We start from the raw sequence: 14,120 nt of genomic DNA, 5'->3' as shown, positions 1-14,120 counted from the left end.
AGGCCGGAAGACGTTTACACCGCCATCCGGCATTTCACTTAATACTCGCCCCGTTCCTCGTCCTGATCCGGCTGTTCCAGTACGCTATAGGCGACCGAACAGAACAGTGAGTTAAGACGCTTCATATCGCCCAGCAGCCCTAAATGGAGCGAGCTGGTTTCAATACTTTGCACGTTCTGCTGGTGCAGGCGGTCGACATGCGCATGTGAGTATCGGCGATTAAGTATACGGAAGCGATGTTTACTGCGGCGCAACCGACGGGCGCTGGTGACATCACCGGAGAAAAAGACCGACATCGCCAGTTGCAGATTACTGAGCAGTTGATCGTAAAGCGCATCCAGCTCTTTCAATCCTTCTTCTGAAAATGCCCGACGCGCCGCCAGCGACTTGTCGGCAATCTCACTGCCCATTCGCTCGATAATATCCGACGCCTGTTCGAGGTTCAGGGCCATCTCAATAATCTCCGCCCACCGGCGGGACTCCTCCGCCGCCAGCTCGTCTTTCGGCATTCGCGCCAGATAAAGCTTAATCGCGGTGTAGAGCACGTTAACGTCATCCGCCAGCTTGCGCAGCGCTTTCTCTTCACGCGGCTCGCCGTGCATGACCTTTTTTAGCCCTTCCATCATCTGTTCCATCGCATCGCCAATGCGCAACACCTCGCGGGCAGCATTAGCCAGCGCCAGCGTTGGCGTATCCAGCGCGCTGACATCCAGATGTTTCGGCTTCAGATGGGTATCCAGTTCAGGCTCATCACGAATAATTCGTTTACAAAAACGCGCCATCAGCTCGGCAAATGGCACCATCGCCAGGCAGCGCACCAGGTTATAGAAAACGTGGAAATAGATCACCAGCTCTGATTTCGGTAGCGATAGCTCATCCATCAGATTCGCCAGCGGATGGACAAACGGCAGGATGACCAGGCTGCCGATCAATTTGAACAATAGGCTGCCGAGCGCTACGCGACGCGCGGCAGCATTGGCGGCGCTGTTATTGAGCATCGCCAGCAGCCCCGATCCCAGATTGGCGCCGATGACCAGGCACAACGCTACCGGGAACGATATAATCCCCGCCGCCGTCAGGGTCGCCGTCAGCAACACCGCCGCCAGGCTGGAATAACTGATAATAGCGAACATCGCGCCAATCAGCGCATCCAGCATAATGTCGCCCGTCAGCGACGCGAAAATGACCTGCACGCCATTAGCCTGAGTGATCGGCGTCACCGCCTGCACAATCAGCTCCAGCGCCAGTAGAATCAGGCCAAGCCCGATACCGACGCGACCAAGCTGCCCGGCACGGGACTGCTTACGTCCCAAAAAGAAAATCACGCCAATAAAAATCAGCAGCGGCGACAGCCACGACAAATCAAAGGTGAGAATACGCGCCATTAGCGCAGTACCCACATCAGCGCCCAGCACAATCACCAGAGCTGGCGTCAGGGCGACAAGATCCTGGGCGACAAACGACGTTACCAATAAAGTGGTGGCGTTACTGCTTTGTACCAGCGCGGTAACACCGATACCCGCACAAAAGGCGAGCGGTTTCTTTTCCACGCTGCGGCTGAGGACAGTGCGTAGACGCGCGCCAAACACGCGCATTACGCCAGTACGAACGATATGTGTTCCCCATACCAACAGCGCAACGGCAGAAAGTAGATGGAGCAAAGTTAACACGGCGTCAGGTTCTCCTTATCGTTATACGTTTTCCTGAAGCTCACTTGCGATAAATTGCCTGATGGCGCACAGCGTTAAGGCCTGCTGGCGTTGCACGCCACCGGGCTTACCATACGTAATACGGTATGCTGGATAAGGCGTTTACGCCGCCATCCGGCAAATTCAGCGTAGAGCCTTCCTTCAGTATAAGGGTTTAATTGTAAGAAAGAGACAAGGCACCCAATGAGTGCCTTGTATGTTGTAAGGAAAAGTGACGATTTTATGAATCAGTCCGCATCGTAACCCAGGTTCGGCGCCAGCCACCGCTCAACGTCCTCAACGCTCATTCCTTTACGGAAAGCATAATCTGTCACCTGATCGCGTTGGATCTGCGCTACCGCGAAGTATTTGCTCTCAGGATGGCTGAAGTACCAGCCGGAGACCGACGCGCCAGGCCACATGGCGAAAGATTCGGTGAGCTTCATCCCGGTGTGTTTTTCGACATCCAGTAGCTGCCAGATAGTGCCTTTTTCGGTATGTTCCGGGCAGGCAGGATAACCCGGCGCCGGGCGAATCCCCTGGTAGTTTTCGCGGATCAGTTCTTCGTTGCTCAGGCTCTCGTTCGGCGCATAGCCCCAGTAAACCTTACGCACGCGCTCGTGCAGGTACTCGGCAAAGGCTTCCGCCAGGCGGTCGGCAATCGCCTTCACCATGATCTTGTTATAGTCGTCGTGTTGCGCTTCGTAAGCATCAGCCAGATCGTCTTCTTCAAGACCGCCGGTGACTGCGAAAGCACCGATGTAATCCGCTTTTCCACTCAGTTTCGGCGCGACAAAATCCGCCAGACAGTAGTTGGCAAAACCGACTTTCTCGGTCTGCTGGCGCAGGTGGTGGCTGACCGTCAGAACATGAGTACGGGTTTCGTCGCGATAAATTTCGATGTCATCGCCAATGCGGTTCGCCGGGAACAGGCCCACCACGCCACGCGGATTCAACAGTTTCTCGGCGCTGAGTTTATCCAGCATATCATTGGCGTCTTTAAACAGACGCTGCGCCTCAACGCCCACCACCTCATCTTCCAGAATGCGCGGGTATTTGCCGGCCAGCGACCAGGTCATAAAGAACGGCGTCCAGTCGATGTAGTTGCGCAGCGTTTCGATGCTGGCTTCCACCTCCTGCACGCCCAGACGGTGGGCTACCGGCGGGGTGTAGCGTTCCCAATCGAACGCCAGATCGTTATCGCGCGCCGCTTCCAGCGTGACCGGCGGCGTGCGCGGTTTTTTGCGGGCGTGCTGAATACGCACGGTTTCGTACTCTTTGCGGGTACGGGCGACAAAGTCATCGCGCTGGGTGTCGGAGAGTAGCGCCGCCACCACGCCCACGGTACGCGAAGCATTCTGCACGTAGACCGTCGGACCGCTGTAGTTCTGCTCGATTTTCACCGCCGTATGCGCTTTCGAAGTGGTTGCGCCGCCGATCAGTAGCGGGATAGTAAAGCCCTGACGCTCCATCTCTTTCGCCACGTTGACCATTTCGTCCAGCGACGGGGTAATCAGCCCGGAAAGACCGATCAGATCGGCATTCACTTCACGCGCCGTTCTGAGGATTTTCTCCGCTGGCACCATCACGCCAAGATCGACGATTTCGTAGTTGTTGCATTGCAGCACCACGCCAACAATGTTCTTGCCAATGTCGTGCACATCGCCCTTCACGGTGGCAATCACCATCTTGCCGTTGCTGGAGCCTTTTTCTTTGCTGGCTTCAATAAACGGCTCCAGGTAGGCCACCGCTTGTTTCATCACACGAGCGGATTTCACCACCTGCGGCAGGAACATTTTCCCTTCGCCGAACAGGTCGCCGACCACGTTCATGCCGTCCATCAGCGGGCCTTCGATCACCTCAATCGGGCGGGCGGCCTGCTGGCGGGCTTCTTCGGTATCCTGTTCGATAAATTCGGTAATGCCTTTCACCAGCGAGTATTCGAGACGCTTTTTCACGTCCCAGCTACGCCATTCCGCCTGCTGGGCGTTGGCAGCTTCGTCGGTTTTGCTGCCGCGGTATTTCTCCGCCAAATCCAGCAAACGCTCAGTGCCGTCATCGCGACGGTTAAGAATGACATCTTCAACCGCATCGCGCAGCTCGGCGGGCAGGTCGTCATAAATCGCCAGCTGTCCGGCGTTGACGATGCCCATGTCCATGCCGTTGCGGATGGCGTAGTAGAGGAATACCGCGTGGATAGCCTCACGTACCGGGTCGTTGCCGCGGAACGAGAAGGACACGTTAGACACGCCGCCGGAGATCAGCGCGTGCGGCAGCTCGCGTTTGATGTCTTCGCAAGCGCCGATAAAGTCCTGCGCGTAGTTGTTGTGCTCTTCAATACCGGTCGCCACGGCGAAGATATTCGGGTCGAAGATGATGTCTTCCGGCGGGAAACCCACCTCTTCGGTGAGAATTTTGTAGGCTCGGCGGCAAATTTCGATTTTACGCTCGCGGGTATCGGCCTGCCCCTGTTCGTCAAAAGCCATCACCACCACCGCGGCGCCGTAGCGACGCAGGAGCTTCGCGTGATGGATAAAGGTCTCCACGCCCTCTTTCATCGAGATGGAGTTCACGATGCCTTTACCCTGAATACACTTCAGCCCTTTTTCGATAACTTCCCATTTCGAGGAGTCGATCATGATTGGTACACGGGCAATGTCCGGCTCACCGGCAATCAGGCTGAGGAAACGCACCATCGCCGCTTCGGCGTCGAGCATCCCCTCATCCATATTGATATCAATAATCTGCGCGCCGCTTTCTACCTGCTGACGGGCGACATCCAGCGCTTCGCTGTATTTCTCTTCTTTGATCAAGCGTTTAAATTTGGCCGAGCCGGTGACGTTAGTACGTTCGCCGACGTTGACAAACAGGCTATCGTCACCAATGTTCAGCGGCTCCAGGCCGGAAAGGCGGCAGGCCACCGGGATATCCGGCAGTTGGCGCGGCGACAAACCGGCAACGGCGCGGCTCATCGCCGCAATATGCTCCGGCGTGGTGCCGCAGCAGCCGCCAACGATATTCAGGAAGCCCGCTTCCGCCCATTCGCGAATCTGTTTCGCCATGGTGTCGGCGTCGAGGTCATACTCGCCGAAAGCGTTCGGCAGGCCGGCGTTCGGGTGCGCGGTGACGTAGCATTCGGCAATCCGCGACAGTTCCTGGACGTACTGGCGCAGTTCATCTGGCCCCAGCGCGCAGTTAAGGCCAAAAGTGAGCGCCTCGGCGTGGCGCAGCGAGTTATAAAAGGCTTCGGTCGTCTGGCCGGAAAGCGTACGGCCAGAGGCGTCGGTGATGGTGCCGGAAATCATGATCGGCAGATCAACGCCCAGCGCTTCAAACTCTTCTTTCACCGCAAACACCGCCGCTTTCGCATTCAGGGTGTCAAAGACGGTCTCAATCAGAATCAGATCTACGCCACCTTCCACCAGCGCTTTAGTGGATTCACGGTAGGCCGCCACCAGCTGATCGAAGGTGATATTACGAAACGCCGGGTCGTTGACGTCCGGTGAAATGGAGGCCGTGCGGTTAGTTGGACCAAGCACGCCCGCAACAAAGCGTGGTTTTTCTGGTGTTCGCGCCGTCCATTCATCGGCGCAGGCGCGCGCCAGTTTGGCCGCCGCATAGTTAATTTCCGCCGACAGGGATTCCATCCGGTAATCCGCCATCGCAATGGTTGTCGAGTTAAAGGTGTTGGTTTCGATGATATCCGCGCCAGCCTCAAAGTAGGCGTTGTGGATAGCGGCGATCACCTCCGGCTTGCTGAGTACCAGCAGGTCATTGTTGCCTTTCAGGTCGCAGGGCCAGTCGGCAAAGCGCTCCCCGCGGAAATCTTCTTCATGTAGACGATAGCTCTGGATCATGGTGCCCATACCGCCGTCCAGCACCAGAATACGTTCATTTAACTGCGCACGCAGTTGTTCAACTTTGCTGCTCACACTCGCTCCCGACAACGCTCCACGTAACGAGCCATACTGGCACAAAGCGTGCTGGCGGAAAAGAGAACAACGGGCAACATGAGACATGTTCAGCTTGCCACCCACTTCTGTCGCTTTGCCGGATGGCGGCGCAAGCGCCTTATCAGTCTACAAATTACTTTGGCGGCTCCCAAAGCGTAGGCCTGATAAGCGCAGCGCCATCGGGCATCCTGTGATGTCACTCATCCGATCAGTTCAGGAACTCTTGCATTATAATTGAATAAAACGAAAATGATTTCCACGATACAGAAAAAGGAGTCTGCCATGGTTGCCCCTGTTCCCGCGAAACGCGGGAGAAAACCTGCCGCTACCACTGCACCCGTAACCGGGCAGGTTCAGTCTTTAACTCGCGGTCTGAAGCTGCTGGAGTGGATTGCCGAGTCCAACGGCAGCGTCGCGCTGACCGAACTGGCGCAACAGGCGGGTTTGCCTAATTCCACGACTCACCGTCTACTCACCACCATGCAGCAACAGGGTTTTGTCCGCCAGGTTGGTGAGCTGGGCCACTGGGCCGTAGGCGCACACGCGTTTATCGTCGGTAGCAGCTTCTTACAGAGCCGTAATCTGCTGGCGATTGTCCATCCGATTTTGCGCAAGCTGATGGAGGACTCCGGCGAAACGGTAAACCTTGCCGTACTCGACCAGAGCGACCATCAGGCCATTATTATCGACCAGGTGCAGTGCACACAATTGATGCGCATGTCCGCCCCTATTGGCGGCAAGCTGCCCATGCACGCCTCTGGCGCGGGCAAGGCGTTTTTATCACAGCTCAGTGAGGAACAGGTTACCAGTCTGCTGCACCGCAAGGGGTTGCACGCTTATACCCATGCGACGCTGGTGTCGCCGATCCATCTGAAAGATGACCTCGCCCAAACACGCAAGCGCGGCTATTCCTTTGACGACGAAGAACATGCGCTCGGTCTGCGCTGCGTGGCCTCGTGTATTTATGACGAACACCGCGAACCGTTTGCGGCCCTCTCTATTTCCGGTCCCTGCTCACGCATTACCGACGATCGCGTCACCGAACTTGGCGCCATGGTGATTAAAGCGGCGAAAGAGGTAACGCTGGCCTATGGTGGAACTCGCTGAAATGAGCAGCCTGAAATTATACTGGCAGGAGAAGTACCCACAGGCCTTCTGTTGGTCTTTCGGTGATTCGCCGGCGCTGGCCGACGAGCTGGCGGCGCTAGTGGTCGCCGGTAAAAAGCGTGGCACCTGTAGCTCGCTGGTTAGCTATCAGAAAGAGCAACCCCCTGTCACGCCCGGGTCATATCACATTGTGCTCAACGGCACAGGCGACGCCGTGTGCGTCATACGCACGCTGGCGCTCAGGCTGATCCGTTTTAACGAGATGAGCGCCGATCTCGCCGCACTGGAAGGCGAAGGCGATCTTAGCCTGGCGTACTGGCAAGCGGCACACCGGGCCTTTTTTGAGCGCGAGGGTAATTGGTCGCCGGAGATGGAACTGGTTTACGAAGAGTTCGCCGTACTTGAGATCGCGCCGTAACGCACGCTAAAGCGCTGGCGACGTCGATAGGCATACACATCTTCTACATGCCCTTCTTTAATACGCGTCTGTAGCGCGCGCCAGTAATCGGCGCGAAACAGGTCGGCATGCATCTCTTCAAACAATGGCCCGATACGCGGATCGGCACACAGCCAGTGGCGAAACTCCTCCGGGAAAACATCACCCGGCGAGACGCTATACCAGGGTTCGCTGGCCAGTTCGTCTTCCGGATAACGCGCTGGCGGAATATCGCGGAAATTCACTTCCGTCATGTAGCAAATTTCATCGTAGTCGTAGAACACCACGCGGCCATGACGGGTAACGCCAAAGTTTTTAAACAACATATCGCCGGGGAAAATATTAGCGGCGGCAAGCTGGCGAATCGCATTACCATATTCTTCTATCGCATCGCGCAACTGCTGGCCTTCTACCTGTTCCAGCCAGATATTGAGCGGCACCATGCGACGTTCAATATAGAGATGGCGAATGACGATATGTTCCCCAAGATCGGTAATCTTCTCTGGCGCTTCTTGCCGTAACAGCGCCATCAGCGCCGGATCGATTTGCCGTTTATCCAGTACGAAATTCTCAAACTCCTGGGTATCCGCCATACGACCGACGCGATCATGCTCTTTTACCAGTTGATAACAGGCACGCACATGGGCGGCAGACATCTCTTTCTGCGGGGCGAATTTGTCTTTAATGATTTTAAATACCCGGTCGAAACCTGGCAGGGTAAACACCAGCATCACCATGCCGCGGATACCAGGCGCCTCAATGAATTTCTCATCACTTTCAGCCAGATAACATAAATATTCGCGGTAGCTTTCGGTTTTCGCATGTTTCTGGCAGCCAATCGCCATATACAGTTCGGCAGTGGTTTTACCCGGCAGGATTTCACGCAACCACTCAACCAGCGCGGCAGGCAGCGGCGCATACACCATAAAATAAGAGCGGGCAAAACCAAACACAATGCTCGCTTCTGCCGTGGTGGTCAGGCAGGTATCGACAAATAGTTCACCCTCATCAGTGCGATGAATCGGCAATAAAAACGGCAGCGTACCGTCAGGTGTGGTTAATTTACCTACCAGCCAGGCCGCTTTATTACGGTAAAACAACTCGTTCGCCACCTGGACATGGCAGCGAGGTAGCGCGTCCTCGCCCAGTGTTTCAGTCAGGTGCGCGATAATATAGCGGATATCCCGGCTTTTATTCTGCCAGGGCAGACGCAGCGGTAAGTCACTGAGTATGCGCATCAACAGCAGCTCCCAACCGTGATCGGGAAAGAAGTCTTTGGCCAGCGGGCGCGGGATAGTACGGAAGCGACGCTCCGGTTGCGAACTGAAAATAAACAACCGCTCGGGTGTTAACGAGCGGTGGTCAAATAACCGGCAATAAACGGAGTTGAAAAAGCTCTCCGCAATCTCGAAGCGCGGGTAATCCGGCAACAGCCGGGTGTAATGCTCTTTAACGCGTAAAAGGAAATCCGCGTCGGTACTTTTGCCATCGGTAATACAGCGCAGTTGCTCCACCACCAGACCCACATGATGATCATAGAGGTGGATACGGCTTTTCATCGCCTGCTGGACGGCGTGCCAGTCGGCCTGTTCAAAACGCTGCTGCGCGCCGGAAGTCACTTCCAGAAATCGACCATACTGCGCGTCAAAGCCTTGCAGGATGGTTTGAGCAATCAGTAATTCCAGGCCACGCGGCATTTTTTCCCCTCATCCGGCACCACGTCCTGCCGGATGGCGCGTTCGCTTATCCGGCCTACGCTATCTGTAGGCCCGGTAAGCGCAGCGCCACCGGGCATCAATCAAAACTGCGATTCTTCGGTGGAACCCGTTAATGCGGTAACGGATGACGCGCCGCCCTGAATAATGGTGGTGACTTTGTCGAAGTAACCAGTACCCACTTCCTGCTGGTGGGAAACAAAGGTGTAGCCGTCTTTCGCCGCGGCGAACTCGGGTTGTTGAACCTTCTCAACATAGTGCTTCATGCCCTCGCCCTGCGCGTATGCATGCGCCAGGTCGAACATGTTGAACCACATGCTGTGGATGCCCGCCAGGGTAATAAACTGGTATTTGTAACCCATGTCCGACAACTGCTGCTGGAAGCTGGCAATGGTCTTGTCGTCCAGATTCTTCTGCCAGTTGAAGGATGGTGAACAGTTATAGGCCAGCAGTTTGCCCGGATACTTCGCGTGGATAGCATCGGCAAAACGACGCGCCAGTTCGAGATCCGGCGTAGAGGTTTCGCACCACACCAGATCGGCATACGGGGCATACGCCAGACCGCGGCTGATCGCCTGCTCAATGCCCGCATGGGTGCGGTAAAAACCTTCGCTGGTGCGTTCGCCGGTAATGAAACCGCTGTCATAGGGATCGCAGTCGGAGGTGATCAGATCTGCCGCATCCGCATCGGTGCGCGCAATCACCAGCGTCGGGACGCCCATCACATCAGCGGCCAGACGCGCAGCAACCAGTTTCTGAATCGCCTCCTGCGTGGGGACCAGCACCTTGCCGCCCATATGGCCGCATTTCTTCACCGACGCCAGCTGATCTTCGAAGTGAACGGCCGCTGCACCGGCTTCAATCATCGATTTCATCAGTTCGAAGGCATTCAGAACGCCGCCAAAACCGGCTTCCGCATCAGCAACGATCGGCAGGAAGTAATCCACATAGCGCGGATCGTTGGGTTCAATACCGGATGCCCACTGGATCTGATCTGCACGACGGAAAGTGTTGTTGATCCGATCCACTACCGCCGGAACAGAGTTTGCCGGGTACAACGATTGATCCGGATACATGCTGGATGCCAGGTTGGCATCTGCCGCCACCTGCCAGCCTGAAAGATAAATCGCCTCAATACCAGCTTTCGCCTGCTGCAACGCCTGACCGCCGGTCAGCGCGCCAAGGCTGTTGATATAGCCTTTTTTCGCTTCACCGTGCAACAGCCGCCACATTTTCGCGGCGCCGAGCTGCGCCAGCGTGCACTCCGGGTTAACCGAGCCGCGTAATTTCACCACCTCCTCCGCGCTGTACGGGCGGGTGATGCCTTCCCAGCGCGGTTGTGTCCACTCTTTCTGTAATTCTTCGATTTGTTGAGTACGGGTTTTCATGTGCAGATGCTCCATATTGTTATGTGGTGAATTAAGCCAGTAAGCGATAGCCCGGCAGGGTGAGGAAGTCGATTAAGTCATCTGAGGTGGTGATTTGCTCCATCAGACGTGCGGCATCGTCGAAGCGCCCGCTGCTGTAGCGGTGCTCGCCCAGTTCGTCCTGGATTACCCGCATCTCTTCCGCCAACATTTCGCGGAAAAGCGCTTTCGTTACGGGTTTTCCATTGCTCAGTGTTTTCTCATGGTGAATCCACTGCCAGATAGAGGTTCGTGAGATTTCCGCCGTCGCGGCATCCTCCATCAGACCGTAAATCGGTACACAGCCATTGCCGGAGATCCACGCTTCAATGTACTGCACTGCCACGCGAATATTGGCGCGCATTCCCGCTTCTGTGCGTTCGCCTTCACATGGCTCCAGTAACTGTTCAGCGGTAATCGGCGCATCTTCATCACGGGTAATGAACAGCTGATTTTTGTGCTCGCCCAGTACCTCGTTAAAGACGGCCATTGCGGTATCCGCCAACCCAGGATGCGCAATCCACGTGCCGTCGTGGCCGTTGTTCGCTTCCAGCGCTTTATCCGCTTTCACTTTGGCAAGGACCTGATTGTTGCGTTCAACGTCTTTGCTCGGGATAAACGCCGCCATACCGCCCATCGCGAACGCGCCGCGCTTGTGGCAGGTTTTGATCAGCAGGCGCGAGTAGGCGCTCAGAAACGGTTTGTCCATCGTTACCACCTGCCTGTCCGGCAAGACGCGATCCGGGTGATTTTTCAACGTTTTGATATAGCTGAAAATATAATCCCAGCGACCACAGTTGAGACCGACGATATGATCACGCAGCGCATGAAGAATCTCATCCATCTGGAAAACAGCCGGCAGCGTTTCAATCAACAGGGTCGCTTTGATCGTACCGCGCGGCAGGTTAAAGCGGTCTTCGGCGTAGCTGAAAACTTCACTCCACCAGGCTGCCTCCTGCCAGGCTTGCGTTTTCGGCAGGTAAAAATACGGGCCGCTACCTTTAGCGAGCAGCGCTTTATAGTTGTGGAAAAAGTACAGAGCAAAATCAAACAGGCTGCCGGGAATGGCTTCCCCCCGCCAGGTAACATGTTTTTCTGGCAGATGTAGACCACGTACACGACAAATCAATACGGCCGGATCGGGCTTGAGCTGATAGATTTTTCCGGCTTCGTTGGTATAGCTAATGGTGCCGTTCACCGCATCACGCAGGTTGATTTGACCATCAATAACTTTATTCCAGTCCGGCGCCAGCGAGTCTTCAAAATCCGCCATAAACACTTTCACATTTGCGTTCAGGGCATTAATCACCATTTTACGTTCAACCGGCCCGGTAATTTCTACTCGGCGATCCTGTAAATCCGCCGGAATACCACGAATCTGCCAATTACTTTCTCTAATGGAAGTGGTTTCCGAAATAAAATCAGGCAACTTACCGTTATCAATATCCTGCTGTTGCTGGATACGTGCAGCCAGGAGTTTATTGCGTTTTGGCGTAAAACGGGTGACTAACTCCGTCAAAAACTCGACTGCTTCAGCGGTCAGGACTTGCTTTTCCAGCTCGCCTTGCGGCCTGGTAAAGGTTAATTCATCAGTTGTGGTTGCCTGTGGATTCATCATGCAGCTCCTCGTTGTTGATCCAGATACATCCCCAATGCGAACGAAGGATCACTGTGCGCTTTTCGTTCAACACAACTAAGACTACTCAATTAAATTTCAAAATCAAAAACAATTTCCATTTTTAATTTAATTATGCATTAACCTATTGATAACAATATAAATTAAATTTAATTACATGATGAGGTGCGTTTCGGAAATAAAAAAGGCACCCGAAGGTGCCTGATTCAACATGCTGAAACGCTTTAGGATCGTCAGAAGCAGAAGATTAATCCAGGGTTGGATTCATGTGACGCAGATCATATGGCGTAATCTGGTAGACATAATAGTTGAGCCAGTTAGTAAACAGTAAATTACCGTGGCTGCGCCAGGTTGCGCGCGGTATGTTTTGCGGATCGTTTTTTGGGAAATAGTTGTACGGAACCTCCGGATTTAACCCGGCCTCAACGTCACGAAAATATTCACCCGCTAACGTATGAGCGTCATATTCAGGATGACCGGTGACAAACGCAATACGTTTATCTTTGCTGGCAAACAGGTACGCATCCCCTTCTTCTGTTTCGGCCAGAATTTCAAGATCCGTATAATCCCGTATTAGCGCCGCCGGGAAATCGGCATAGCGTGAGTGTGGCGCAAGAAACGAATCATCAAAACCACGCGTTAACAGAGCATGAGGATGAAGGATGTGATGTTCATAGACGCCGGAAAGTTTATCTGTACGGGTCTGCTTAGGGATACCATAAAGAATATTGAGTGCAGCCTGGACGGCCCAACAGACAAATAGCGTCGAAGTAACGTGATCTTTCGCCCATTCCAGCACCTGCCTAATCTGCGGCCAGTAAGCCACGTCATTAAACTCCACCAGACCCAGCGGCGCTCCGGTCACGATAAGCCCATCAAAGTTCTGATCGCAGATATCGTCGAAGTTACAGTAAAAGTTGTTCAGATGCTCGGCTGGCGTGTTCCTCGACTCGCGGGCATCTATCCGCAGTAGTTGAATATCGACCTGCAATGGCGAGTTCGATAGCAAACGCAGAAACTGATTTTCCGTTTCAATCTTCTTCGGCATCAGGTTAAGGATAAGTACCTTTAGCGGGCGAATTTCCTGACCTGATGCGCGAGAAGTCGTCATGACGAAGACATTCTCCTCACGTAAAAAATTGACGGCGGGTAGCTCGTCCAGCACGCGAATCGGCATAACCTGATAACCTCACGACATACGTTTAAACGTTTAGACATCCAGATAGCTGAAGATACTCAGAAATCAGGCGAATGTCGAGTCTGCAAGTTCAAGGTGAGAAAGTTTCACGACAGCATTTGCATTAGAATAGAAGTAAGCAAAAAAGGAGTGAAGATGATGATTAACATTCGCCGTTCAAGGCATGAGGAAGGGGAAAAACTGATTGCGATCTGGCGTCGCTCAGTCGATGCTACGCACGATTTTCTGTCAAACGCTTATCGGGCCGAACTGGAAGAACTGGTGAGCGATTTTCTGCCAGAAGCGCCACTATGGGTTGCCGTGACCGATCAGGATGAGCCGGTAGGATTTATGCTGCTTACCGGCGAACATATGGATGCGCTGTTTGTCGATCCGGACGTGCGTGGTCAGGGTATCGGTAAGATGCTGGTTGAACATGCGTTAACACTGGCACCAGGGTTGACAACCAATGTTAACGAGCAGAATACACAAGCTGTTGGATTTTATAAGAAAATGGGATTTAAGGTGACGGGACGTTCGGAGGTCGACGATCTTGGGAAACCGTATCCATTGTTGAATTTAATTTATCCGTGAGTAGCGGCGCTGTCTGATAAGTGCATGTAGGCCGGATAAGGCGAAGCGGCCATCCGGCGGTGCCGGTTGCCTGATGGCGCTGCGCTTATCAGGCCTACATTTTTAAATGTTACCACACACGCAAAGAAGCCCGTCCTGACGGACGGGCTTCTTCACTAAACTGATGCCTGGCAGTTTATGGCGGGCGTCCTGCCCGCCACCCTCCGGGCCGTTGCTGCGCAACGTTCAAATCCGCTCCCGGCGGATTTCTCCTCCTCAGGAGAGTGCTCACCGACAGACCACAGATAAAACAAAAGGCCCAGTCTTTCGACTGAGCCTTTCATTCTATTTAATGCCTGGCAGTTCCCTACTCTCGCATGGGGAGACCCCACACTACCATCGGCGCTACGGCGTTTCACTTCTGAGTTC

9 protein-coding genes are annotated in these 14,120 nt (G+C 54.3%); 3 read left to right on the top strand and 6 right to left on the bottom strand.

The genetic code is table 11. The features are described 5' to 3' along the window. Positions 1-38 precede the first annotated feature (38 nt). Entirely contained in the window at positions 39-1,670 is a 1,632-nt protein-coding gene (locus ACLJTG_RS14210; protein ID WP_000956811.1) for a Na/Pi cotransporter family protein, read from the bottom strand. A 266-nt stretch (positions 1,671-1,936) separates the two neighbouring features. Continuing rightward, the gene (metH, locus tag ACLJTG_RS14205) at positions 1,937-5,620 is read right to left on the bottom strand and encodes a methionine synthase (RefSeq protein WP_079951539.1); all 3,684 of its coding nucleotides are present in this window, start codon (positions 5,618-5,620) and stop codon (positions 1,937-1,939) included. A 303-nt stretch (positions 5,621-5,923) separates the two neighbouring features. On the opposite strand from metH, the gene iclR reads away from it, so the two are divergent. Next, on the top strand, positions 5,924-6,748 hold the full coding sequence (gene iclR / locus ACLJTG_RS14200) for a glyoxylate bypass operon transcriptional repressor IclR (RefSeq protein ID WP_000226430.1): 825 nt from the start codon (positions 5,924-5,926) through the stop codon (positions 6,746-6,748). Between the two features lie 10 nt (positions 6,749-6,758). After that, positions 6,759-7,166 carry an ASCH domain-containing protein gene (locus tag ACLJTG_RS14195; RefSeq protein ID WP_010989091.1) on the top strand — a complete coding sequence of 136 codons (408 nt, stop codon included), beginning with the start codon at positions 6,759-6,761 and terminating at the stop codon, positions 7,164-7,166. On the opposite strand, the gene aceK is transcribed toward ACLJTG_RS14195, so the two are convergent. The 4 genes from aceK to metA form a co-directional block, all read right to left on the bottom strand. Continuing rightward, the gene (gene aceK / locus ACLJTG_RS14190) at positions 7,130-8,881 is read right to left on the bottom strand and encodes a bifunctional isocitrate dehydrogenase kinase/phosphatase (protein ID WP_079951540.1); all 1,752 of its coding nucleotides are present in this window, start codon (positions 8,879-8,881) and stop codon (positions 7,130-7,132) included. The two genes, ACLJTG_RS14195 and aceK, sit on opposite strands and share 37 nt — an antisense overlap. A gap of 101 nt (positions 8,882-8,982) precedes the next feature. Next, a complete protein-coding gene (gene aceA / locus ACLJTG_RS14185) occupies positions 8,983-10,287 on the bottom strand; it encodes an isocitrate lyase (protein ID WP_000857882.1) in 1,305 nt (434 codons plus the stop codon). Between the two features lie 31 nt (positions 10,288-10,318). Next, a complete protein-coding gene (gene aceB, locus ACLJTG_RS14180; protein ID WP_001069371.1) occupies positions 10,319-11,920 on the bottom strand; it encodes a malate synthase A in 1,602 nt (533 codons plus the stop codon). A gap of 268 nt (positions 11,921-12,188) precedes the next feature. Beyond that, positions 12,189-13,118 (bottom strand): homoserine O-succinyltransferase MetA, encoded by a 930-nt coding sequence (gene metA / locus ACLJTG_RS14175; protein ID WP_001122767.1) that lies wholly within the window; start codon positions 13,116-13,118, stop codon positions 12,189-12,191. A 156-nt stretch (positions 13,119-13,274) separates the two neighbouring features. Here metA and ACLJTG_RS14170 point away from each other — a divergent pair, with 156 nt between their 5' ends. Then, the gene (locus tag ACLJTG_RS14170) at positions 13,275-13,712 is read left to right on the top strand and encodes an acetyltransferase (protein WP_000973244.1); all 438 of its coding nucleotides are present in this window, start codon (positions 13,275-13,277) and stop codon (positions 13,710-13,712) included. Positions 13,713-14,120: the final 408 nt, after the last annotated feature.

Origin of the sequence: Salmonella sp. SAL00672, from assembly GCF_046552175.1 — a bacterium.
Classification (GTDB): domain Bacteria; phylum Pseudomonadota; class Gammaproteobacteria; order Enterobacterales; family Enterobacteriaceae; genus Salmonella; species Salmonella enterica.
This window is presented reverse-complemented; position numbering and strand designations above follow the sequence as displayed.